This is a genomic window from Colwellia sp. 6M3 (genome assembly GCF_014077595.1).
GTDB lineage: Bacteria > Pseudomonadota > Gammaproteobacteria > Enterobacterales > Alteromonadaceae > Cognaticolwellia.
Genome location: NZ_JACGWF010000051.1, coordinates 1 through 23,757, shown reverse-complemented (window position 1 = coordinate 23,757; position 23,757 = coordinate 1). Strand labels below are relative to the sequence as shown.

Genomic DNA, 23,757 nt, shown 5'->3' with positions numbered 1-23,757 from the left:
TATCTAAGGACACTTGTGCGAATAGAAATAAAATCTGAAGACAGAATGGGCATCAGCCAAGAAATTTTAGCGACATTTACCCGTTTAACGTTAGACATTCAGGCAATGGAAGTCAGCTCACAGTTTATATTTGTGCATTTAAGCAAAAACGAGGTGAGTTTTGATGAAGTAAAGCGTGCACTTATGAGTGTGGTGGGAATTATTCATTGCCGGCCAATTGATTTATTGCCATTAGAAAGCCGTGAGCGACATTTAAGAGCATTAGTTAACCGTTTGCCTGATGCTATTATAGATATTGATGAAAATGCGCGCGTAATGGCTTTAAATAGAGCAAGTGAAAAACTTTTAGTCAGTCATCAGCGGCATAATGGTCTATCACCGTTGCAAGGTGAACAACTTAAAGGGGCTAGCGTAAATAGCCTGTTAGATATAGACATCGTGTTGCCATTATTAGATAAAGTGAGTTCACAAAATGTTGACATTGCAGGGCAAACTTATTTAGCCGAAATAAGCCCGATAAGTGAACAAGAAAACAGCTCAGGTGCGGTTATTTCTTTAAAGTCGGTAACGAGTTTAGGTCGACAAATTTCTAATATGCAAACTCGAGATGCGCAGGGCATAGACAATATTATTGGTAAATCTGCAAGTATTCAATTATTAAAAGAACAAACAGCGCGCTTTGCTGAATTAGACTTACCTGTGCTAATTAACGGCGAAACAGGTACGGGTAAAGAACTTGTTGCAAGGGCTTTACATAATGCAAGTAATCGCCGACAAGCACCTTTTCTGGCTATAAACTGTGCTGCATTACCTGAACATTTACTTGAAAGTGAATTATTTGGTTATGCAAATGGTGCATTTACTGGTGCTCAAAAAGGCGGAAAACCTGGCTTACTTGAATTGGCAGAAGGTGGAACGTTATTTTTAGATGAGGTGGCTGAAATGTCGCCATATTTACAATCTAAATTATTAAGATTTTTACAGGACTTTACCTTCAGGCGCCTTGGTGGGAATAAAGAGTTACATGCCAATATAAGAGTGGTAAGTGCAACGCATCAAGACTTATTAGCCATGATAAGTAAACATAAATTCCGAGAAGATTTATTTTATCGACTAAATGTATTGAATTTACATTCGCCCGCTTTACGTGAGCGAGTTGAAGACATTGCACTAATTTCTCGTCATTTTGTGGTGCTTGCTGCAACACAAATGAATTTAAAACATACAAAAATAGATGAAAGTGCAATGAAGATTCTCTCGGCTTATCAATGGCCTGGAAATATTAGAGAATTACAAAACGTGTTGTTTAGGGCGGTAGCTTTAAATGAACTTGGTGATATTTCTTCGCACGATATACATGTGGCGTTGGCGCAATTTAAACAAAAAGCTTCTGCTGACCCTGCAGATTTAAATCATGAAGTTGAAGGAGAAGACTGGGCGAGTGCTCAGGCTAGCTTCGAAAAGCAATTACTTACCAGCTTGTATCCATATTACCCAACAACGCGAAAACTAGCTGAACGATTAAAAGTGTCTCATAACAAAATTGCGATGAAATTACGGCAGTTTGGCATCAAAGGTTGATGCCATTACTTTGTTAGAATCACTAGTGTTTTTAAGATAAAACTATCTACTCTTCTAATATTTTATACAGTATTTTTTTAACGTTTTCAGGCTCAAAAGGCTTGTCACACATTGCCGTTACGCCTTCAGTTAGAATATTTGCAAGGTGAGTATCATTACTCTCACTGGTCACCATTAATATCGGTATATGCGACTGTCCGCTTTCACTGCGAATATAGCGGGTTAGTTCCTTACCATTAATTTCAGGCATATTGTAATCAGTAACAACAAGATCAAACATATTATCTTTTAATAGATTAATTGCCTCGCTACCATCAACCGCTTCAGTAATTTTTAATAGGCCTAAATTGTTCAGTACACGTTTAATATGGTTTCTTGCCAAACGACTATCATCAACCAGTAAAACACGCACCTGATGAACATCAAAATACTCAAGTTCTAACTCATCGGTTGACAATAAATCAATAGTTGTACTTAGTGCTGTTGCTAAATGGTTTGAGGTAAAAGGCTTAGGTAATAAAGCAATAACCCCTGATTGTTTGAATTCTTCTAGGTGTTCGCGTCGATGCTCACTGGTTACTAGCATAAAGGGAGTGTCAGCAATAGCAGGATTATTGCGAATCTTGTGCAGTAGTTCAATCGCATCACCGTCATCAAAGTACATGGCACTGGTAATCAAATCACGTGGGTGCTTTTTAGCACTCTCATAAGCCTCTGTTATATTTTTTGCTTCTGCAACTTGAGTAATGCCTTGTTGTTTTAGCTCTTTTATTATGATTTTTCTTTGTAAATCAGAAGGCTCAACAACTAGTAAAGATAATTCGTTTGGGTTCATAAAATTACTTATATTTTTTATTGAAAATAGTGCACCTAGCCACCGATGAATTTAACTTTAAAACCATTTTTTTCTAATACTGCTTTTATTTCTTCGCGCTTATCACCTTGAACTTCAATAACTTCACCAACAACACTGCCGCCAGTGCCACAGGTTTTTTTAAGTTTTGTTGCGAGGGCTTTTAAAGCTTTATTGTCTAAACCCAAACCGCTAATCGTGATAACACCTTTACCTTTTCTCCCTTTAGTTTCTCTGCGAACTTTTGCAAAACCGTCAGAAGGCGTAACAGCGACACTTTTGCTTTGGCTTATTCTGCCGTCTGCTGTTGAGTATACTAAGTTTTCATCATGGCTAACTTCTTGATGAGCGTTATCATCGATGCTTTTGCCAAAAGCACTAGCTAAATCACTGAGGCTGTTAAATGTTTTTGTCATAGTTATTTCTATAATTTAGATAAAATAAAACCACTACTAGAGTGGTTTTTATTATATACCTGTTCAGCTTTAATTTACATATTTGTACAAATTAAGCCGTTGCGAGGCAGCCATTACAGGGTCTTAAAAAGCTAACTTAAAGTTTACTTTCTAATTCAGGTAAGGCGTCAAATAGATCGGCTACTAAACCATAGTCAGCTACTTGGAAAATTGGCGCTTCAGCATCTTTGTTAATAGCAACAATAACTTTAGAGTCTTTCATGCCCGCTAAATGTTGAATAGCACCTGAAATACCTACCGCAATATACAAGTCAGGAGCAACAATTTTACCTGTTTGACCTACTTGCATGTCGTTTGGTACAAAGCCTGCATCAACTGCTGCACGTGAAGCACCAATAGCTGCGCCTAACTTATCGGCAATACCTTCAAGTAGTTTGAAGTTTTCGCCGTTTTGCATGCCTCTACCACCAGAAATAACGATACTTGCTGCACCTAGATCAGGTCTCTCTGAAACAGAAAGCTCATCACTTACGTGGCTTGAGTTGCCCGCATCAGTAACTTTGTCTAGTGCAACAATTTCAGCATTACCATCGGTTGCTACCGCGTCAAAACCTGTTGAACGTACAGTGATAACTTTTTTGCTATCTAAACTTTGTACCGTTGCAATCGCATTACCAGCATAAATAGGGCGAACAAATGTGTCGCTACTTTCAACTGCAATAATGTCTGAAATTTGCGCAACATCTAATAAGGCAGCAACACGTGGCATAAAGTTTTTGCCCGTTGTTAATGCTGTTGCTAGTATATGGCTATAATCTGCGGCAAGTTCAGTAACTAAAAGTGAAACATTTTCAGCTAGTTGGTGCTCATATGCAGCGTTGTCGGCCACTAATACTTTAGCAACACCATTAACTTTGCTTGCTGCTTCAGCAACTGCTTGACAGTTATAACCAGCAACTAAAAGATGAATGTCGCCACCAATTGCTTGTGCTGCGGCAACTGTTTTTAGTGTATCGGCTTTTAATTCGCTATTATCGTGTTCTGCAAATACTAAAATGCTCATGAGATCACCTTCGCTTCATTTTTTAATTTTTCTACTAATTCATCAATGCTTTCAACAATAATACCGGCTTTACGTACTGCTGGAGGTGTTACCTTGATTAAGTTGGTACGTGCTGTTAAATCAATACCAAAATCAGCTGCAGATTTTACATCTAATGGCTTACGTTTTGCTTTCATAATATTAGGTAGTGAAGCATAACGAGGTTCATTCAAGCGTAAGTCAGTTGTTACAATTGCTGGCAACGTTAAGGCGATAGTTTGCAAACCACTATCAACTTCACGTGTTACGTTAACTTTGTCGCCGTCAATAACTACAGCGGAAGCAAATGTACCTTGTGGCATGCCAGTAAGGGCAGCTAACATTTGACCCGTTTGGTTGTTGTCACTATCAATAGCTTGTTTACCAAGAATCACCAATTGTGGTTGCTCTTCTTCAACTATTTTCTGTAAAAGCTTGGCAACGTTAATTGAATCTAAGTTTTCGTCAGTATCAATTTGAATAGCACGATCAGCGCCTAGAGCAAGTGCTGTACGTAATTGTTCTTGGCAAGACTTATTACCAATAGATACCGCGATAACTTCAGTTGCGGTGCCTGCTTCTTTTAATCGAACTGCTTCTTCAACTGCGATTTCACAGAACGGATTGATTGCCATTTTTACATTGGCAAGATCGACATTGGAATTATCTGCTTTCACACGTACTTTTACGTTATAGTCAATAACGCGTTTGATGGGTACTAATACTTTCATCGTTGCCTCTGATTATGCTTGTCGCATGTAATGTTGGTTAAACTAAAGTAATTCAACTTAACGCTATAATTATGGGTTGAAAGACTACTTGTAGATTACGTTTACGTCAACGTCTTCTGTTGATAACGTTACTTAAATTGTGCTTTAAATAAATATTATCAGTAAATAATGTAATACAGGATAGTATTTAACACGAAAATATCTATAATGTTTGATATTATCAAACAGGTGTTTGAAAATCAAACATGTGTTTGAATATTTCAAAAATAATTGAATGAGGGGAGAAATTATGGAACGAGAATCAATGGAATTTGACGTTGTAATTGTTGGTGCCGGTCCTGCAGGCCTTTCAACTGCTTGTCAGCTTATGAAGTTAGCACAAGAAAAAGAACAAGAACTGATGGTGTGTGTAGTTGAAAAGGGTTCGGAAGTTGGTGCTCATATTCTTTCTGGCGCCGTTTTTGAACCACGCGCATTAACTGAACTGTTTCCTGATTGGAAAGAAAAGGGCGCTCCTTTAAATACCGCAGTAACTGGCGATGATATTTATTTATTCAATGGCGAAGGTAGTTCGGTTAAATTACCCAATTTTAGTGTACCTAAAACCATGCATAACGACGGTAACTACATTGTGAGTATGGGCAATGTTTGTCGTTGGTTAGCTGAACAAGCAGAGCAACTAGGTGTTGAAATTTTCCCTGGTTTTCCTGCCCAAGATATTATTTACAATGAAGATGGCAGTGTTGGTGGTGTTATTACTGGCGACATGGGGCTCGACAAAGATGGAAAGCCAAAAGATTCGTTCATGCCAGGTATGGAACTAAAAGCTAAATACACTGTATTTGCTGAAGGTTGTCGTGGGCACTTAGGTAAAGAGCTGATTGCTAAGTTTGCTTTAGACGCAGATAAATCACCACAACATTATGGCTTAGGCTTTAAAGAAATTTGGGATATTGCGCCTGAAAAACATCAAGAAGGTTTAGTTGTGCATTCAGCCGGCTGGCCACTTGAAAAAGATACTAACGGTGGCGGTTATTTATATCATGCAGAAAACAACCAAGTCTTTGTTGGTTTGATTGTTGACTTAAGTTATAGCAACCCTCATTTAAGTCCGTTTGATGAATTCCAACGTTATAAACATCATCCAAAAATTGCCCAATACCTTGAAGGTGGTAAACGAGTTTCTTATGGTGCAAGAGCGATGGCCAAAGGTGGTTTTAACTCATTACCTAAGATGACTATGCCTGGTGCTGTATTGGTAGGCTGTGATGCAGGTACCATTAACTTTGCTAAAATTAAAGGTAATCATACCGCGATGAAGTCCGGCATGTTAGCGGCTGAATCTATTTTTGAAGCGCTTGCATCGGGTGATGAAGGTGGCAAAGATCTCACCAGCTTTACCGATAAATATCAAAACTCTTGGTTATATGAAGAGCTATACAATACGCGTAACTTTGGTCCTGCCATGCATAAGTTTGGCACGTTTTGGGGTGGAGCATATAACACACTCGATCAAAACATTTTTGGTGGGAAGTTACCGTTTAACTTTAAAGATGATAGCTTAGATCATGAGCAATTGAAGTTAGCAGCAGATGCACCGGTAATTAATTATCCTAAGCCTGATAATAAGTTGAGTTTTGATAAACTTACCTCAGTATTTTTATCAAATACTAATCATGAAGAAGAGCAACCGTGTCATTTGAAATTAGCGGATAGCAGCATTCCAATTGATGTTAACTTAGTGAAATATGCTGAGCCAGCACAACGTTATTGTCCAGCAGGGGTATATGAAGTGGAAAGTACACCAGAAGGCGATAAGTTTGTTATTAACTCGCAAAACTGTGTGCACTGTAAAACCTGTGATATTAAAGATCCAAGTCAAAATATTACCTGGGTAACACCAGAAGGTACCGGTGGTCCGAACTACCCAAATATGTAGTTAAAAAAACTCAAAAAAACCTGCTGTCGCAGGTTTTTTTATATCTAGAATTTAAGCTAAAATAAACAAGATGAACGGTGAGGAGTTATGGCTGTATTTATTCATTGAATAAAGCTTAAAGCGTATTATTTTAACTAATTAATTAGTCTCAATTAAATTGAACGCTGCCAATGCTGGTATTTCCAATTGTAATTTGTTTTCTATCTCATTAAGCTTTATTAAACTTGAACAAATTATCTCAGCTTTATTTTCTAAGGCATTAGCTTGCTTGCTAATGTCGAGTTTTATGTCATTGCCCATTGTTTCAATGCGTTGATCAAAAGTTTCCACACGTTGCTCTGTACTTTGCTCTTCTTTATGGGTCATCGCCTCACCAACGGCTATTAGAATTGAGCCAACAGAGTCAGTAACAATCGCCTCAATTTCACTTTCGAATTCACCCGCAAATATCTCATCAAAGTCATCGAAATCTTGCGGTGCTATGTAATAGCTTTCATCACTGTGATTGAAGCGAGCACGAAGTCGCCATTTGAGTTCATCAAACTTATCTTGGAACTGTTGATGCGAAGCGCTGTTTTCACCCGTTAGGCTACTAATAACTTTATTTACGGCTTTTAGCCCTAACTCAACACCTTCTATGGCAATTGATACTATCGCTGGAACCTGCGACCTTATACCAAGCGTGAATTCGCTAAGCTGAGCTTTTTGTTCATTGTTTAGTTGAACTTCGCGACCATTAACAAACAACTGATGCTGACCATTTATTTGCACATAGGTTTGCCCTTGATCAACTATACGCAGGTGAGCAGGGTCAATAATCACACCATAATTAAAATTAATATCACATTGCTGAGCGTTTGCTGCGCTAATATATAAACAAGTAATTAATAGGCTGCGAGCAATAAATGCCATAACAACACTCCATTTTTATATCGTGGTTTAGGTGTAAGGTTTAAATTGAGATTAAGGGGTTGATCTGAACTTTTCTTGCTTTGTAGCTAAAGCGACTCGGGCCATATTCTCTACGGCTTTTTTCTTGGAACTCGCCAATAATGACTTGAACGCCATGATATACCCGTTCGTTTGCTTCAACATAGACGTTATTTATATAATCTTGTAATACTTCATCAAGTGATTCTTTTTCAAAAGCTAAATCAGCCATTTTTTCGATATGATACTTATAATTAGCCACTACTTTTGTCAATATTTCAGGTTTAGATTTTTCTTTTGGTAGGCTTTTTAATTTAATCGCAGCAGATCTCAATTCATTAGACTGGTCTGTTTCACTTTTGATAGAGACATCAATTTCTTCGATTCTTTGTAAGTAATCATTCATTTTATCTGAAAAAGTGATAACAGTGAAACTGCCTGCAGTCGCACCTACTATACCGGCACTGACAGACTCTCCTGCACTAACGTGACCAGCAATAAGTTTGCCATTGGCTTTATCTTGATTCCCCACCCACAGAGTTTTATCAACCTTGACGATATTGTGCATCATTTGTTTTTCAATTCTTAATGAGTCACAAATAATGTTAGCGTATTGGCTGTATTTTGCATAAACCTTGCCCCCAGCTTTAATGTTGACGCTCATGCTAGCTTTGGCGATGTCCACTACTGCTATATCTTGTTTTTTACCAATAATGCCATTACCAATAGTTATATCTCTGCCAGCATCTAGCGTAGCCGATTCAACAAATCCGCCAATTGAGATATCACCAGTAGCAGCTACCTTCATGCCTTCACCAACGTTACCGTCAATAATAACACTGCCTTCAAACTTCACATGTCCCGTACTAATGTCTACACTTTTGAGGCGGTAAACACTATCAACTTCCATACCATTTTCAATAATACGTGGAAGACCAACAAGGGTAGAAATTAAAATACTGTTATTTTTTTCGCTTAAAGCGGTGCCTTCACCAACACACATTTCAATATCTTCACCAGGTGCTGGCTGTAAAATTTCGCCAGTAACGGTATAGCCTAAAATCCCTTCGGTATGAGGGACTTTTTTTGCAAGAGGATCACCTACTTTTACACAAATAATATCCCCTAAATCACGCATATCTACACTACCATCATCACGTTCTTTAGGGCGTAATATTCTATCTTGTGCACTTGCTACTAAATGTTTAATGTAGGCATTTTTACCATCAATAGGTAGTTTTCCGTGCGCTATCTCACCTTTAACAATAGAGCCCGCAGGTTCTTTAGCTGCACGCTCGGCAAGTTTCACTAGCTGATCTTTGCTAAAGCCCTTACATACATTAGCGGCTTGAGCTAAATCGAGTATCTCTTTCGCGTTTAAATGTTTACCGCCTAATGCTGTGGTGATTTCAGCGCTGGCTGACATTGAGTCACTGGCAATTTCAATAGCAAAAGTAGCATCTCGTCGCTCAAGTATTTGATACTTTATTTCACGACCGGTATGATTTTCTTTTAGCGGTTTTAAAACACTTTTAAGCTCAGCAATAGCATTTTTAATATTACCATTAGCGACATACAGATTGCTGTACGATGAATTTTCAACTAATTCATGAATATCAGCTTCTGTTAGCACTGATTCTGTTTTTATAGGAGACAGTACTAGATCTATATTATTTTTATCGTTAGTTACTAAACTTGCCTTTGTCACACGCCTAAAACTCCATATGCATATATTTTATAATTAGCATCGTTTTTTATATGTAATTTTGCTGATGAACTTTTATAAAATTTATTGTGCCTACTTTTGAATAATCTAGTTTGTATTCTTTATTGTCTAATGCTTGCACAAATATTAAGGTTTTTTCTTCACCAAACACTTCAGCCATACTAACATCAACCAGTTCTTGATAAGCCTTTTTTGCCTCAGAGCGTTTTACAGGCATTACACCGCTATATAATTCAATACCAGCATGGCCAACTATCACAACAGGGTGGTTACCATTAACAACAAGTAAGTCAAACTTTCTATTTTTGTGAATTAAGGTGTTCCTGCCACTGGTTATAAAGTTTTTTTCGTTCAAAGTATTCTCCTTTTTGTTAAATCGGTTACTACGCACTTTTTAAACGACTTGAGCACACGTTAACTTTTATCAAATTTACTGTTGAAGTTTATTGCTTTTAAATCAATTTGGACTACCAATATTTATCTATTCTCAAATATATAAATAATTGAATTACTAAGCAATATAAAACCCATATCTTTACCCATTTGGGACGTTAAATTAATTTATACGGTTATAATATGGACTTTCTTCACTGTTAATTAACATTCTTCGGACTAAATCTAAACTTCTAGCGGTAACAATTTGCTGAAAATATTGTCTAGCCACTGGAATACAATAATATTTAGCCTGCAAAGATTGTTTGTTTCCCCAAGCTATCCAAACTGAGCCTACAGGTTTATCTTTTGTGCCACCATCTGGTCCTGCTATGCCAGAAACTGCAATAACGAAATCAGCGCTAGACTTTGCTAATGCGCCTTTAGCCATCGCTAATACAGTTTCTTTACTCACCGCGCCATGGTTAATTAATGTTTGGGCCGGTACGTCGAGTAACTTTTGTTTCATGTTGTTGGAATAAGTAACAAATCCGGCTTCAAAAACGACAGATGAGCCTGGTATTGCAGTGATCTGGCTTGCAATTAATCCACCAGTACAAGACTCAGCGACAGTAATCTTTTGCTGAGATTCTGTTAACAGTGGCAAGATATACTCTGCGATTGTTATTTTGTTGCTTTTACCTATAGCTAAAACATGGTCACCCAATAGTAAGCTTAATTTATTTTGCCAATGAGGTAATATGCTATGCCCTTTGGCGCAACTTACACTTAACTTTACTTCTAACATTGGCATTGCAGCTCTAAAGCCAATTGTTATCTCAGTTGGCCATGTAGGGATTTTGTCATTAATGAGTGCTTGTAAAGTAGACTCGCCTAACCCAAACGTTTGCATTCGGGTCATCTTGTGCTGATTTATAATCGGAAATAACGCTTTTAACTTAGGAATTATCTCATCTTTTAGCATATGGGTTAATTCGCTTGGTACTCCAGGCGTACATAAAATAAGACAATGATTTAATTGGTAGCTAAACCCCACAGCACTGCCCGTTTCATTAGCAATAATATCGCAACCAATAGGTAGATATGCTTGTTTTAAGTTTGGTTTGTTCAGTTGGGTTTTTCTTCGCTCAGCCCAATTTTTTAAATGCAAATGCGCGTGTGGGTTAAGCTCAAGTTCTACACCGCAGGCTAATGCTAAAGCTTGTGAAGTCAGATCATCTACTGTTGGTCCAAGGCCACCATTTATGATAAGCACATCTGCTGATTGACTTAATTGCACAATTTCTGCCTGTAAAAGTGATAAATCATCAGCAATGGTCACTTTTTTTCTAATGGTTAGGCCGATATCACTTAAGTGCTCTGCAAACATTACCGAGTTGGTATCAATGACATCACCATTCATTAATTCGTCGCCCGTTAACAATAAGTTCACTTGCGTAGTCATGCTGGTCCAAAATTCAATTTAAACGATACTTTATGTTAACGAAAAAGCAGTTCGAATGTGCAGAAATTTTTCGTTAACAACTCCCAGCTTTTACACTATCAAATATTTGCACTAAGATTATGAGATAAACTATAATCCGAACATGTTCAATGCAAGTAAATAAAATGGGCAATCAAGTAACAAGAACTATCAATATTCGGGCATTAAATGCTTTTGCATTAAGTGCGATATTAATGTGTTTTTTTATTGATTCAGCTCAGGCAAAAAGTAAGTTACTGGTAAAAGAATATATTATTGGTGTTGAAGACGTCAGCTATTACCCGTTTTATGACTTTTCCGCTGAGAAACTTGACCAAAAGAGTTTTACCAAGGAATTGCTCAGCGCTTTTTTTGACCATAGAGGCTATAAATTTCAATTTGTTTCGCTGCCAGTGAAACGGTTCGATAAATGGTATGTTGAAGAAAATATAGACTTTAAATTTCCGGATAATGAGCGTTGGCGAACAGTTGAGGGTCAAAAACTTAATGTTACCTATAGTCAGCCCGTACTGTATTTAATCGCGGGTAGCTTTGTACTGAAAAAAAATAAAAACTTACCCCGACATGCTATAAAACGTTTAGGAACTATGTTTGGTTTCTATCCAACACTTTGGATCGATAGAGTGCAAAATAACTCTATCGAATTAGTAGAATCTCACTCTACATTTAGTCTAGTTAAACACCTGCTATACGGAAATGTTGATGCAATAAATATTGAAAAAAATGTGATAGATTATACGCTTAAACTGATGGGCAAGGAGGAAGATACAATTGTTTTAAATAAACACATTAAGCATGAGCGTTATGCTTTTCATTTTTCTTCTATTTTACATCCTGAAATTATTCAAGAATTTAATCAGTTTTTAAATACAAACAGCCAACAAATAGCCGAAATGAAGCATAAATACGGTATAGTTGAATCACCACCAATCCTATAGTTTCCCCTATAAATTAATAAGACGTTTTAAAATGAACAAGATACAGTCGTACAATCGAGCACTTTTGTTTGGTAAGTGGTATCGCAGTGATCGAGATGATGAAGGGCAATTATTTACCGAGTTTGCCGAAATTTCATCTGATGGGCGCTATGAGTTTACATTTATTCAACACGACGATCATGGCAACGTTTCAGAGCAATCGGTAGAGTCAGGTGATTGGGGCTTAGTAGGTAATATCCACTTCACTATTAGTAAAAGTGAGTTCATTAATGAAGTGCACTATGCCGCGGACTTAGAGCATGATGATAACTATCACGCTTATCAAGTGTTAACCTTAAATAGCCAAATTTTCGAATATCAACACATCTTGAGCAATGAAGTGTTTATCCTTCGTCGAGTTATTGATAATATTGCGCTCAGTTAAGGCAGTAGTGAAATAATCGCCTTCCAAAGACCAGTTTCCATTAATCATTTTTTGAGAGTTCGGATGAAGCAATTTAAAGCAGCGAGTTTAATGACGGCAATTAAAACGCCATTTAATGTCAAAGGCGATATAGATTTTAATACCTATGATCAATTAGTCGCTGAGCAAATTAAAGCAGGTGTTGATGGTATTATTGTAGGTGGAACAACTGGTGAAGGGCATTTACTGACTTGGGAAGAGCATTTAATTCTTATTGCACACAGTGTACATAAACACGGTCAAGACTTACTTATCATTGGCAATACCGGTAGTAACAACACCCGAGAAGCTATTAAAGCGACACAATATGGCTTTGCAGCAGGAATGGACGCTACATTACAAATTAATCCATATTATGGTCGAAGCTCTTTTGCTGGTGTGAACGCACATTTTGAAAAACTACTCGATATAGGACCTGCGTTTATTTATAACGTACCTGGCCGTACAGGGCAGGATTTAACGCCAGATTTAATCGAACCGATATCAAAGCACAAAAATTTTATTGGCGTTAAAGAGTGTACTGGTAATGAACGCATAGCTTATTATGAAGAGCGAGGCATTGCTTGTTGGTCAGGCAACGATGATGAAAGTGCAGCTGGGCGTCATCAACATGGCTCTCATGGTGTTATTTCTGTTACCTCGAATATCGTACCGGGCTTAATGAGACAGTTAATGGACTCACCCAATGATGCTTTACAACAACGCTTGCAACCGTTAATGGAATGGCTTTTTTGTGAACCAAACCCTATTGCTATTAATACCGCACTTATGATGACAGGCGCTGTAGTTCCAGTATTTCGCATGCCTTATAAAGCAATGACTAAAATACAACGTGAGCAAGGTTTAGCGCTGCTGACTGAATTGTCAAAAGATGAATTAGTTGGTAAGAAATTGATGCTAATGGCAGATGATGATTTTACATATTGTTGCTAATGAAGCTAATTAAAAAAGTTAAGTAAGTCATTAATGTTAAAATAAAAAACAGCGAGTATTTACTCGCTGTTTTTTTTTACAAGTAAGTTAACTCATATTTCAGCTTGATGATTAAAGTGCCTAAAGTTCTGTTACATATAACAAACGTTTATATAACTAGCTATTTTATTGTTTAGCCTTAAAGGTTCGACAATTGTGGGCGTAACGTTTCAGGCAGGGAGAATATCTGTTCTTCATGACTTATTGGGCAGGTAAATGCTAACGTTACAGCACATAGTTGTAAGTCTATTGCCGATTGCTCATTATCGAGTTTGATGCGCTCAGCTGCATTTCCATGCAAACGATCACCTACCACGGGTAAACCCATACTCGCCGCGTGAATACGAATTTGATGTTTACGTCCGGTCTCTATATTTACTTGTAATAAAGATACATCCTGCTTTTCTTGATATTCAAGGCATAGAAAGTGACTACGAGCCGTTTTACCATCAATTTCCACTTCAACTGTTTCTGGCTGTGGATGTTGCTGGTGATCGCCATGAACAATTACCTGATAGGTTTTCTCTAACTGATGTTGTTCAAACATTAGGCTTAATGCTTTGGCAGCTTGTTTACTGTGAGCAACTAATATTAAACCCGTAGCGGCGCGATCAAGGCGATGAACAGCGAATACAGCACGTTCTGGCAGTAAATTTTTTTGTGCCCAACGGGTTATGGTGCAATGATCACTCCACTTAGAGCCTTGAGATAACATACCATAAGGCTTATACCACACACTGTAGTGACTTAAATCAGCAATTAATGTTGCAGGTGTCGGTATTTGTGACAGCACACTTTCGTCAAAATAAAAGTGCAGCTTATCGTCGAGATGTAACTTCTTTTTAATACGTCTACAACGTTGAGTACTTTTACCGCGGCTATGCCATAATGCGCCTTTATCAATCGCTTTTTTAATTTCACTTACCGATAAATCACATTGAATTTGTAGCGCTTCAATTATATTAATCGTACGATCAATATTGATATGACATTCAAATTTTTTCAAAACTAAGCTACTCAATAAATAGGGACAGGTTAGTTTAACAAGTTTATGAGCGCAATGGGCATGACTAAAAGCATCTTATGCCAACATTTATACCTAAAAAACCATTTAGATTAAATTTAGTGAAATGGAATTGGTTTTTAACGCCAGAGAAAGATAAAATACCGATTAAAAGTAAACATTAGTAAAACTAAAACGAGAACACAATATGCAACGTAACGAAGAGTTATTCCCCCTTGATAATGTCGGTAATGCTTTATGGGATATGTTATCCAGTGGTGACGATTTAACTATTGAGCGAGAGTTTGAGTTTTCTATAATTTTTCCAAACCAAGAACAAGCGTTAAAGTTTGGTCAACTATTGTTAGAAAACAACCAAAAATTGTCTTTTTGTCCTTACCAAGGTGATGATAAATTTCCGTGGGAAATTACAGCATATCCATTTATGTCGGCAAGTTATGAAAACATTGCCGCTTATCAAGATCTTCTGATGACGAGTGCTACTCCATTTTCTGGCAAGTATGATGGTTGGTACTGTGTAGACTCAAGTAAGTAAGGCTATCTAATGGATGAGCAGCAATTTAAGCGACTAAAAAGTGTGAGTGCTAAGTCATTTAACGATCAAAAAGCGTTAATTAAAAAAGTGTTAGCAGGGCGTGAAATCGCATGTTCGCAATGTGGAACATTTATTCGAGTTAATTTACCTGAAGACAAAAAAACAACAGGGTTGTATTGTGCCAAAGGTTGTACCGACATTGCATTAGACTTTGTAATTTAAGGCGTTAAGTTAAAAAAAACTTAACGCTTTATTTAGTATTTTTACAGAAAAGTTGCGATATCTTCCAATGCTTTCTTTGTCGATGCATGGTGTGGAACCGTTGCATCTTCACCAGGGTAACCGGCAATTATTAACATGTAAGGGCGGCTATTCTCATCTCGATTACAGACTTTACTTAAAAACGACATAGGCTTTGGTGTATGGGTTAACGTAACCAGTCCACTTGTATGCAAAGCGTTAATTAAAAAGCCAGTCGCGATGCCAACGGACTCGTGCACATAATAGTTAGTATTTTTTTCTTCAATAGTTATACCGCCTTTTTTTTCACTGAAAACAGCAATAAGCCATGGAGCGTGCTCTAAGTAAGGCTTATTAGCATCAGTACCTAGTGGTTTTAATGCATCTAACCACTCTTCACTTGCTCGACCTTGGTAAAAATTACTTTCGTGAATTTCTGCCTGTTCACGTATTTGTTTTTTTACCTCGTCACTATGAATTGCGACAAAATGCCATGGTTGATGATTAGCGCCACTTGGTGCAGTACCTGCTGACTTTATACAGTTTTCAATTATTGCTTTTGCAACCGGGCGGTTACTGAAGTTTCGAATGCTGTGCCGGCGCTTAATATTTTCATAAAAATCAGCTGAACGCTGCAGCATTTCATCAACAGGGTATTCAACATAATCGCTTAAAGGCGAAGCTTCATGAGTTTTCATAAACTTACTACTCTTATCATTATTTGTGGTTAGCATATCGATAAAATAAGGTATAAGGCAAGTTTATACAGGCACAATATTGAATATTATTGGTTAATATTAATTTGATTAAAGCAGGTGAAAGAGCTGTTTATATATTTTTGTCTTTTTGGTTCGATAACTCTACGAAATAATTGTTGAGCCCAATTGAACGTCGTGTGTTATCCGCTTTATACATACCAAAACACAAAAAAACTATCATGATTAAGCTAATACTTGGGAGATGAGTAACTTGAATATAGGCAGAGATAAGCGTGGCTAAAACAGCACCTACAACACAATAACTTAGCGTGATCCGCAGCCATACATAGGCAGCAATCATGGCTTTTTGTAATTCGAACGGTTTTACAGGCATCGCTAATTTCAAAAGTTAGTTTCTTTGTACACTTATAGAACATCAATAAGCATTATAAGTAACTCAATAGGAATATATAAGTTAATTTTTAGTCAAAAACAATATATGAAAGAGACTAAATGCATAAAATCAGGGTGCGCTTTAAGTTTAGAACCCTTATTTCAATTACTTATGAAATTTATTTTCACCTTGTTGACGAGTAAATATGTTGTAAGAGAAACGTTCAGGCTTTCAGGATGAATAATAACCAACGAAATACTGTAAATGGACTAAAATTATTCAGCAACTACTTAGGGATAAATAGGGCTTATAATGAAAACTTTTAAAAATATTTTGGTGATCACCGAAGATATTGGCCTAAATCAAGCCGTATTGCATAAAGCATTAACACTGGCACAACGAGCGCATGCCAGTTTAACGATTATCGCCAATCAGCAAGATAATGAATTGGCTGAACAACTCGAGTTAATTTATCAAAAAAATACTGAAAACGTTCCTAATGTTAATGGCTTTAAATTTTCAGCGTTGAACATTGATATTAATATAAAATATTGTGCTGCACCTTTTTCTCATAAAGAAATATTGGCTGAAATTACCCAACAGTCTTATGATTTATTGATAAAAGATATTCATGCTGCCCATTTTAGGTGGGGATTTTCTTGGTCAGATAACCATTATTTATTGCGAGAGGGTAATACTAACCTCTTACTTGTAGGTAAAACGCAGTGGCCAGATAATGGCAATATTTTAGCGGCATTAGAAACAGAAGAGTCTACAGAGCAGCATCAAAATATTAATCAGTTTATGATTGATGAAAGTCAGTATTTAGCGAAACTATTAAATAGTGAAGTACATTTAATTAACTGTTATCAAGAGACGTCAAGTATCTCTTTAGCTGATGAGTTACTTTTACAAAACATTGAAGAACCGCCACAAGAACATTTACGTCACCTTAAAAGTACAGCATCAACGCATAATGTAGAGTACGACCATATGCATGTTGAACCCGGCCTGCCTGAGTTTGTTATTCCACAAGAAGCTAAAAAATATAATGCGGATATTGTTACTTTAGGTGCTGGTGAACACCATGGCTTAATTGACTTACTCAAGGGGCACTCTACTGAATATGTGGTTGATGGCTTAGCTTGTGATGCTCTGATTTTAAAAGCTAGCACGTGTAATACCAATCAACAGATTAGGTAATCAACACGGATGCAGCTAGTTTGATTTCTTAGCTAAAGTGAACAGGTTGCTTAAGTGATAGCTTAAGTTAACGGCTAAAAAAAAGCGCCTTTAAGGCGCTTTTTTAATGTAGTCGATAAGTTAAAGGTAAATTAACCTATAAATTTACGCGCATTGCGGAACATGCGAACCCAAGGTGAATCTTCTTGCCATTCATCAGGATGCCATGAGTTAGCAACGGTGCGGAACACACGCTCAGGATGTGGCATCATTATAGTGACTCGCCCATCAGTCGTGGTTAATGCCGTAATACCATCCGGTGAACCGTTCGGGTTTGCAGGATAAGTTTCTGTAATATGACCATAGTTATCCACGTAACGCATGGCAACAGTGCCAGACTCATTCGCGTTATCAATAGCGTCATCAGAACTAAACTCTGCACGACCTTCACCATGAGAAACCGCAATTGGCATACGAGAGCCAGCCATACCATCAAAAAATATTGACGGTGTTTCTTGTATCTCAACTAAGCTAAAGCGTGCTTCAAAGCGCTCTGATTTATTTTGAACAAAACGCGGCCATGCTTCAGCACCCGGAATAATTTCTTTTAGGTTTGACAGCATTTGACAACCGTTACACACACCTAAAGAGAAAGTATCTTCACGTTCGAAGAAGGTTTTGAACATAGCTTTAGCATTTTTGTTGAACAGTATTGATTTTGCCCAACCTTCACCAGCACCAAGAACATCACCGTATGAGAAACCGCCACAAGCCACTAGGCCATTAAAGTTAGCTAAATCAGTACGACCCGATAATATATCTGACATGTGTACATCAATAGCAATGAAACCAGCGCGATCAAAGGCAGCGGCCATTTCTACATGAGAGTTAACACCTTGCTCACGTAAAATAGCGATACGAGGATTACTAACTTCAGTGCCATTAGCTTGTGCATCTTTAGCGATTAAAGCAGCCACAATGTCTTCATTGATATCAAAACTTAAATCAGCATTTAGGCCAGGATCTTCAGTATCAAATTTAACATCATGCTCTTGTTGTGCACATTCTGGGTTATCGCGTAGCGATTGCATTTTATGTGTAGTTTTAGCCCACGTTGTACGGTAGTAAGTACGTGAATTCTCTAACACGACTTCGCCATCGCGGCTAAAACGAATAGTATCTTCGTTATTAATGCGACCAATGTCAGTGCAACAATCTTCAATGCCAAACTCTGCAAAAACGGCATGAATAGCATCAACATCGCTTTCGCGGATTTGAATCACGGCACCAAGCTCTTCACTAAAGAGCACATCGACATCATTGCCTGACACTGAAGTGAGTTTGCTTAAATCAATATCAACACCGGTATGTCCAGCAAATGCCATTTCTACAACAGTAGTGAACAAGCCACCATCTGAAATATCATGATAAGCGATAAGCTTTTCATCACGCACTAAGGTCTGCATGGCGTTGAAGAAACCTTTTAAAGTTTCAGGGCTATCAACATCAGGTGTTTCTTTGCCAAGCTGTTTATAGACTTGTGCTAAACATGAACCACCTAAACGGTTTTTACCTTTTGATAAATCAATAGCCACTAGGCGTGAATCACCTTGATCTATTCTTAGTTCAGGGGTAACCGTTTTACGAATGTCTTCAACAACACCAAAAGCGGTGATGATTAATGACATAGGTGATGTTACTGATTTCTCAGTTCCATTCTCGTCCCATTTAGTTTTCATCGACATTGAGTCTTTACCAACAGGAATGGTTAAACCTAATGCAGGACAAAGCTCTTCACCAATCGCTTTTACAGCTTCATATAAACCAGCATCTTCACCCGGGTGACCTGCTGGCGACATCCAGTTAGCTGACAGCTTAATACGATTTAAGTCGCCAATATCAGTACCGGCAATATTGGTTAACGACTCTGCTACGGCTAAACGAGCAGAAGCGCCAAAGTTTAATAAAGCAACCGGAGTGCGTTCACCCAACGACATAGCTTCGCCATGATAAGAGTCAAGCGCAGAAGCGGTAACACCACAATCAGCTACGGGAACTTGCCAAGGGCCAACCATTTGGTCGCGATTAACCATACCGGTTACTGAACGGTCACCAATGGTAATTAAAAATGTTTTTTCTGCTACCGTTGGCAGTGATAAAATACGCTCAGCGGCATCAATTAATGTGATATCAGCAACGCTGAAGTTATCACCATTAGCTACTTTAGATTCAACGTCTTTGAAAATTTTAGGCGTTTTGCCTAATAATACTTCAAGCGGTAAATCAATCGGAGTATCTAATTTATCATTACCAGCGAAATGTGAGTCAGTTACGGTTAAATGTTCTTCTTCAGTCGCTCGACCAACCACAGAGAAAGGCGCGCGCTCACGAAGACATATTTTTTCAAACGTTGCTAAATTTTTGTCTGATACGGCAATAACATAACGTTCTTGAGACTCGTTACACCAAATTTCATGTGGTGCCATGCTACGTTCATCGTTAGGCACGTTTCGAAGTTCAAAAACACCACCACGGCCACCATCAGAAACTAGTTCTGGAAAAGCATTAGATAAACCACCTGCGCCAACATCATGAATGAAAGCAATAGGGTTTTCTTCACCTAATTGCCAACACTTATCAATCACTTCTTGGCAACGACGCTCCATTTCAGGGTTTTCACGTTGCACAGAAGCAAAATCTAAACTTTCAGCCGATTGGCCTGATGCCATTGAAGAAGCAGCACCGCCACCTAAGCCAATGTTCATTGCTGGGCCACCTAAAGCAATTAAGTTAGCGCCAACAACAATTTCACGCTTTTGTACGTGCTCATCACGAATATTGCCTAAACCACCTGCAAGCATAATTGGCTTGTGGTAACCGCGCACTTCGCTGCCGTTAAAAGAGTTTACTTGCTCTTCGTAAGTTCGGAAGTAACCTAAAATAGCTGGGCGACCAAATTCGTTATTAAACGCTGCGCCACCTAATGGGCCTTCCGTCATAATATCTAAGGCAGAAACAATACGATTAGGTTTGCCAAAGTCTGTTTCCCAAGGTTGTTCAAAACCTGGTATACGTAAGTTTGAAACTGAAAAACCCACTAAGCCAGCTTTTGGTTTTGACCCAATGCCAGTAGCGCCTTCATCACGAATTTCACCACCTGAGCCAGTTGCTGCACCCGGATAAGGTGAAATAGCTGTAGGGTGGTTATGGGTTTCAACTTTCATTAAAATTTGAATATCTTCATGGTGATAACCATAAATATTCGTTTCAGGATTTGGGAAGAATCTACCGCCTTTATTACCCACCATAACCGCTGCATTATCTTTGTATGCACTTAGTACAAAGTCAGGGTTTACTTCATGGGTATTACGGATCATTTTAAATAATGATTTAGGTTGTTTTACGCCATCGATAGTCCAATCAGCGTTAAAAATTTTATGACGGCAGTGCTCTGAGTTTGCTTGGGCGAACATATAAAGTTCAATGTCGTGAGGATTTCGGCCCAATTTAGTAAAGTTTTCAAATAAGTAGTTAACTTCGTCATCAGCTAAGGCAAGTCCTAACTCTGTATTCGCCTTAATTAAGGCATTTTTTCCGCCGTGTTCTATGTCAATACTCGTTAGTTCACCGGGTTCAGCGCTAGCAAACAAGGCTGTAGCTTCAGTGGTCGCACTAAATACAAATTCCATCATGCGATCATGAATTAAGTTATTTAATGTTGACTGTTGCTCAGGTGTTAAAGTCGCGGCATTTTCAGTGCTAATATAATATGCTAAACCACGTTCAAGGCGAATAACCTTACTTAAACCACAGTTGTTGGCAATGTCGGTAGACTTTGAAGACCAAGGTGAAATAGTGCCAGGTCGTGGAGTTACTAATAAGAACTGGCCAACAGGCTCATGCTCTTCAATCGTTGGTCCATACTTAAGCAGTTGTTCTAAAACGTTAGTCTCTTCAACGTTTAATGCCTCAGAAATATGAGCGAAGTGCGTAAACTCAGCATAGATATCCGTAACGGGCAGTTTCAGCTCACTACACTGATTCAGTAGCTTGTTTACTCTAAATTCAGATAGTGCTGGTGCACCGCGAAAGGTTTTCATCAACATCGACATAGTCTATTTCACCGGGTTAGATTAATTAAGGATAAAAAACGCGCGTATTATAGTTTAAATAGGGCAATTATAGAAACGATTTGTCTCATTTCAAACTAACTTTCTGATGACTAAATGCACTACAGAGCAAAAATAGCTTTTTAAATATAGCAATTCACGTGACAATAGGGATTATGATAAAAAAACAAATAAAATCATTTGTTCATAACGTTAATATAAAAAAGCTGTTGGCCTTGTTTTTACTGCCATTTATCTTTCTTTTATCGGCGTGTGAAACAAAAGAAACTTCAGCTAATTTGCAACGAATTATTGATCGTGGCTATGTAACGGTTGGCACACTTTATGGCAATACTAGCTATTATCTTGATGCTGAAGGGCCTGCTGGCTTTGAATATGAGCTAGCACAAAAATATGCACAATTTTTAGGTGTCGAATTAAAAATGATGCCCAGTTACAACTTAAACGAATTATTTCAACAGCTTGATAATGGCAGTGTTGATTTACTCGCTGCAGGCTTAGCTGTTACTGACGAACGTTTGAAAAACTATCACTTCTCACCAAGCTATGACAACGTTAGCCAAAAACTCGTTTTTAAGCAGGGCAATATCAGACCTCGAAAATTAGCGGACTTAACCGGTACGTTGGAAGTCCTTGAACAATCTAGCCATGTTGAAAGTTTAGCGCAATTAAAAATATCTAACCCTGATCTATTATGGTCGACCACCAGTGAGTTAGATAGTGAAGAGCTTTTGTTACGGGTGCTTTTAGATGAAATAGATTACACCATTGCAGACAGCAATACTTTGGCCATTAGTCGCCGTTATTATCCTGAAATCAGCATTGGTTTTACAATTCTAAAAGAAGAGTCTTTGGCTTGGATGATCAATAAGCATAGCGATGATTCTATTTTTGCCAGCTTAATTGAATTTTTTGGTCAAGTGCACCATAACGGTGTTTTGTTAGCTTTAAACGATAAACATTATGGACACATAGAAGAATTTAACTATGTTGATACACGTATGTTTATTAAAGCAATTGAAAAAAAATTACCTAAATACCAACCGCTCTTTGAACGATATGGTCAAGATGTTGATTGGCGCTTATTAGCTGCCATTAGTTACCAAGAATCGCATTGGGAACCTCATGCTCGCTCATACACAGGGGTGCGTGGCATGATGATGCTTACGTTGCCAACAGCTAAGCAAATGGGTATTAAAAGTAGGCTTGACGCAGAACAAAGCATCCGAGGTGGCGCTAAATACTTTAAACAAATGATCGAACGCATGCCGGCCCGAGTCCCTTCTCCTGATAGGCTTTGGTTTGCTTTAGCTTCTTATAATATTGGTTTAGGGCACTTAAATGACGCGCGTAAAATTACAAAAAAACAAGGTGGAGACCCAGACCGTTGGGTGGAAGTAAAAGAGCGTTTACCGCTATTAAAACAAAAGAAATATTATAAAGAAACACGTTATGGCTACGCTAGAGGGGATGAACCCGTTAACTATGTCGAAAATATTCGTCGATATTACGATACCTTAACGTGGATGGATGATCAGGCTAAACAAAATGCACTAAAAACTGAATTAGCAGTGAATAGTGAAGTAGAAGTAGAAGAAGTAGAAGAAGTAAAGTAAATACGGATTTTTGCTTATTTCATTAAAGTGTCATAAAGGTTGGCGATACTAAGTTAACTATAATCAGGTCTTTTTAGTAAACACGATAGACCTGATACTCTATTTATCATATTGTTAATGCGTATTCCAAAGAGGTTGATATGAAAATTAAAAGGTATTTTGTAAGTAATCAAAGGAAAAGAACATTACGTCGTCAGAAAATAAGGTTAGCAAATCGACGCCATACCCAGTTTGCATCTGATCAATTTCATAGTGGAACTGCACCTGTAGATCCCATCAAAGTTTGAAAAGTTAGCTAGTTTAATTATTAGCGCTTAACGTAAACATCAGCCAATTTACATAACGTTATATCATTAAGTGTTACTTTTTAGCTTGTCCTCCCCACTTTTTTATTACAGCGTAAAGGCAGTTATAGTAGCTGTATTTTGGTAT

At 37.9% G+C, this 23,757-nt stretch carries 21 protein-coding genes; 9 read left to right on the top strand and 12 right to left on the bottom strand.

Annotated features, from left to right (window positions below; genetic code table 11):
* The first annotated feature begins 15 nt into the window (after nt 1-15).
* Nucleotides 16-1,581 (top strand): sigma 54-interacting transcriptional regulator, encoded by a 1,566-nt coding sequence (locus H4J50_RS11950; RefSeq protein ID WP_182256659.1) that lies wholly within the window; start codon nt 16-18, stop codon nt 1,579-1,581.
* A gap of 46 nt (nt 1,582-1,627) precedes the next feature.
* On the opposite strand, the gene H4J50_RS11945 is transcribed toward H4J50_RS11950, so the two are convergent.
* The 4 genes from H4J50_RS11945 to H4J50_RS11930 all read right to left on the bottom strand — a co-directional run bounded on the left by H4J50_RS11945 (nt 1,628) and on the right by H4J50_RS11930 (nt 4,662).
* A complete protein-coding gene (locus H4J50_RS11945) occupies nt 1,628-2,416 on the bottom strand; it encodes a response regulator (protein WP_108455367.1) in 789 nt (262 codons plus the stop codon).
* 35 nt (nt 2,417-2,451) lie between these two features.
* Nucleotides 2,452-2,850 (bottom strand): stress response translation initiation inhibitor YciH, encoded by a 399-nt coding sequence (locus tag H4J50_RS11940; RefSeq protein WP_182256657.1) that lies wholly within the window; start codon nt 2,848-2,850, stop codon nt 2,452-2,454.
* A 136-nt stretch (nt 2,851-2,986) separates the two neighbouring features.
* A complete protein-coding gene (locus H4J50_RS11935; protein WP_108455369.1) occupies nt 2,987-3,913 on the bottom strand; it encodes an electron transfer flavoprotein subunit alpha/FixB family protein in 927 nt (308 codons plus the stop codon).
* Complete coding sequence (locus tag H4J50_RS11930) at nt 3,910-4,662, bottom strand: electron transfer flavoprotein subunit beta/FixA family protein (protein WP_182256655.1); 753 nt, start codon at nt 4,660-4,662, stop codon at nt 3,910-3,912. The genes H4J50_RS11935 and H4J50_RS11930 overlap by 4 nt, the downstream gene beginning before the upstream one ends.
* 289 nt (nt 4,663-4,951) lie before the next feature.
* On the opposite strand from H4J50_RS11930, the gene H4J50_RS11925 reads away from it, so the two are divergent.
* Nucleotides 4,952-6,601 carry an electron transfer flavoprotein-ubiquinone oxidoreductase gene (locus tag H4J50_RS11925; protein ID WP_182256653.1) on the top strand — a complete coding sequence of 550 codons (1,650 nt, stop codon included), beginning with the start codon at nt 4,952-4,954 and terminating at the stop codon, nt 6,599-6,601.
* Between the two features lie 138 nt (nt 6,602-6,739).
* On the opposite strand, the gene H4J50_RS11920 is transcribed toward H4J50_RS11925, so the two are convergent.
* The 4 genes from H4J50_RS11920 to H4J50_RS11905 all read right to left on the bottom strand — a co-directional run bounded on the left by H4J50_RS11920 (nt 6,740) and on the right by H4J50_RS11905 (nt 11,094).
* Nucleotides 6,740-7,513 (bottom strand): DUF2884 family protein, encoded by a 774-nt coding sequence (locus tag H4J50_RS11920; RefSeq protein ID WP_182256651.1) that lies wholly within the window; start codon nt 7,511-7,513, stop codon nt 6,740-6,742.
* Nucleotides 7,514-7,553: 40 nt separating this feature from the next.
* Entirely contained in the window at nt 7,554-9,239 is a 1,686-nt protein-coding gene (locus H4J50_RS11915) for a DUF342 domain-containing protein (protein ID WP_108455373.1), read from the bottom strand.
* 46 nt (nt 9,240-9,285) lie between these two features.
* Complete coding sequence (locus H4J50_RS11910; RefSeq protein WP_108455374.1) at nt 9,286-9,612, bottom strand: hypothetical protein; 327 nt, start codon at nt 9,610-9,612, stop codon at nt 9,286-9,288.
* Nucleotides 9,613-9,813: 201 nt separating this feature from the next.
* Entirely contained in the window at nt 9,814-11,094 is a 1,281-nt protein-coding gene (locus H4J50_RS11905) for a CinA family nicotinamide mononucleotide deamidase-related protein (RefSeq protein ID WP_182256649.1), read from the bottom strand.
* 149 nt (nt 11,095-11,243) lie between these two features.
* Between H4J50_RS11905 and H4J50_RS11900 the strand changes: the two genes are divergently transcribed.
* From H4J50_RS11900 to dapA, 3 genes are all read left to right on the top strand, one after another.
* On the top strand, nt 11,244-12,071 hold the full coding sequence (locus H4J50_RS11900) for a hypothetical protein (protein WP_182256647.1): 828 nt from the start codon (nt 11,244-11,246) through the stop codon (nt 12,069-12,071).
* Nucleotides 12,072-12,102: 31 nt separating this feature from the next.
* Nucleotides 12,103-12,495 (top strand): hypothetical protein, encoded by a 393-nt coding sequence (locus H4J50_RS11895; protein WP_108455377.1) that lies wholly within the window; start codon nt 12,103-12,105, stop codon nt 12,493-12,495.
* 63 nt (nt 12,496-12,558) lie between these two features.
* Nucleotides 12,559-13,467 carry a 4-hydroxy-tetrahydrodipicolinate synthase gene (gene dapA / locus H4J50_RS11890; RefSeq protein WP_404842752.1) on the top strand — a complete coding sequence of 303 codons (909 nt, stop codon included), beginning with the start codon at nt 12,559-12,561 and terminating at the stop codon, nt 13,465-13,467.
* Between the two features lie 178 nt (nt 13,468-13,645).
* Here dapA and H4J50_RS11885 read toward each other — a convergent pair whose 3' ends face one another.
* On the bottom strand, nt 13,646-14,512 hold the full coding sequence (locus H4J50_RS11885; RefSeq protein WP_182256643.1) for an RluA family pseudouridine synthase: 867 nt from the start codon (nt 14,510-14,512) through the stop codon (nt 13,646-13,648).
* Nucleotides 14,513-14,717: 205 nt separating this feature from the next.
* Between H4J50_RS11885 and H4J50_RS11880 the strand changes: the two genes are divergently transcribed.
* Complete coding sequence (locus H4J50_RS11880; protein WP_182256641.1) at nt 14,718-15,065, top strand: ribonuclease E inhibitor RraB; 348 nt, start codon at nt 14,718-14,720, stop codon at nt 15,063-15,065.
* Between the two features lie 9 nt (nt 15,066-15,074).
* A complete protein-coding gene (locus H4J50_RS11875) occupies nt 15,075-15,287 on the top strand; it encodes a hypothetical protein (RefSeq protein ID WP_108455381.1) in 213 nt (70 codons plus the stop codon).
* A gap of 41 nt (nt 15,288-15,328) precedes the next feature.
* Here H4J50_RS11875 and H4J50_RS11870 read toward each other — a convergent pair whose 3' ends face one another.
* Together H4J50_RS11870 and H4J50_RS11865 are read right to left on the bottom strand one after the other, a co-directional pair.
* Nucleotides 15,329-16,003, bottom strand: coding sequence for a nitroreductase family protein (locus tag H4J50_RS11870; RefSeq protein WP_182256639.1), 675 nt, complete (start codon nt 16,001-16,003; stop codon nt 15,329-15,331).
* A 130-nt stretch (nt 16,004-16,133) separates the two neighbouring features.
* Nucleotides 16,134-16,409 carry a hypothetical protein gene (locus H4J50_RS11865; RefSeq protein WP_108455383.1) on the bottom strand — a complete coding sequence of 92 codons (276 nt, stop codon included), beginning with the start codon at nt 16,407-16,409 and terminating at the stop codon, nt 16,134-16,136.
* Between the two features lie 300 nt (nt 16,410-16,709).
* On the opposite strand from H4J50_RS11865, the gene H4J50_RS11860 reads away from it, so the two are divergent.
* Nucleotides 16,710-17,600, top strand: coding sequence for a universal stress protein (locus H4J50_RS11860; protein WP_108455384.1), 891 nt, complete (start codon nt 16,710-16,712; stop codon nt 17,598-17,600).
* Nucleotides 17,601-17,731: 131 nt separating this feature from the next.
* On the opposite strand, the gene purL is transcribed toward H4J50_RS11860, so the two are convergent.
* Nucleotides 17,732-21,679 (bottom strand): phosphoribosylformylglycinamidine synthase, encoded by a 3,948-nt coding sequence (gene purL, locus H4J50_RS11855; protein ID WP_182256670.1) that lies wholly within the window; start codon nt 21,677-21,679, stop codon nt 17,732-17,734.
* A 170-nt stretch (nt 21,680-21,849) separates the two neighbouring features.
* Here purL and mltF point away from each other — a divergent pair, with 170 nt between their 5' ends.
* The gene (gene mltF, locus H4J50_RS11850) at nt 21,850-23,325 is read left to right on the top strand and encodes a membrane-bound lytic murein transglycosylase MltF (protein WP_310733267.1); all 1,476 of its coding nucleotides are present in this window, start codon (nt 21,850-21,852) and stop codon (nt 23,323-23,325) included.
* The last annotated feature ends 432 nt before the right edge of the window (nt 23,326-23,757 follow it).

Bases quoted from the DNA above. Each gene is read 5' to 3' on its own strand.
- H4J50_RS11935 (WP_108455369.1), bottom strand. From the start codon at position 3,913: ATGAGCATTTTAGTATTTGCAGAACACGATAATAGCGAATTAAAAGCC.
- H4J50_RS11880 (WP_182256641.1), top strand. From the start codon at position 14,718: ATGCAACGTAACGAAGAGTTATTCCCCCTTGATAATGTCGGTAATGCT.
- H4J50_RS11930 (WP_182256655.1), bottom strand. From the start codon at position 4,662: ATGAAAGTATTAGTACCCATCAAACGCGTTATTGACTATAACGTAAAA.
- purL (WP_182256670.1), bottom strand. From the start codon at position 21,679: ATGAAAACCTTTCGCGGTGCACCAGCACTATCTGAATTTAGAGTAAAC.
- H4J50_RS11905 (WP_182256649.1), bottom strand. From the start codon at position 11,094: ATGACTACGCAAGTGAACTTATTGTTAACGGGCGACGAATTAATGAAT.
- H4J50_RS11925 (WP_182256653.1), top strand. From the start codon at position 4,952: ATGGAACGAGAATCAATGGAATTTGACGTTGTAATTGTTGGTGCCGGT.
- H4J50_RS11900 (WP_182256647.1), top strand. From the start codon at position 11,244: ATGCAAGTAAATAAAATGGGCAATCAAGTAACAAGAACTATCAATATT.
- dapA (WP_404842752.1), top strand. From the start codon at position 12,559: ATGAAGCAATTTAAAGCAGCGAGTTTAATGACGGCAATTAAAACGCCA.
- H4J50_RS11920 (WP_182256651.1), bottom strand. From the start codon at position 7,513: ATGGCATTTATTGCTCGCAGCCTATTAATTACTTGTTTATATATTAGC.
- H4J50_RS11875 (WP_108455381.1), top strand. From the start codon at position 15,075: ATGGATGAGCAGCAATTTAAGCGACTAAAAAGTGTGAGTGCTAAGTCA.
- H4J50_RS11870 (WP_182256639.1), bottom strand. From the start codon at position 16,003: ATGAAAACTCATGAAGCTTCGCCTTTAAGCGATTATGTTGAATACCCT.
- H4J50_RS11940 (WP_182256657.1), bottom strand. From the start codon at position 2,850: ATGACAAAAACATTTAACAGCCTCAGTGATTTAGCTAGTGCTTTTGGC.
- H4J50_RS11945 (WP_108455367.1), bottom strand. From the start codon at position 2,416: ATGAACCCAAACGAATTATCTTTACTAGTTGTTGAGCCTTCTGATTTA.
- H4J50_RS11895 (WP_108455377.1), top strand. From the start codon at position 12,103: ATGAACAAGATACAGTCGTACAATCGAGCACTTTTGTTTGGTAAGTGG.
- H4J50_RS11860 (WP_108455384.1), top strand. From the start codon at position 16,710: ATGAAAACTTTTAAAAATATTTTGGTGATCACCGAAGATATTGGCCTA.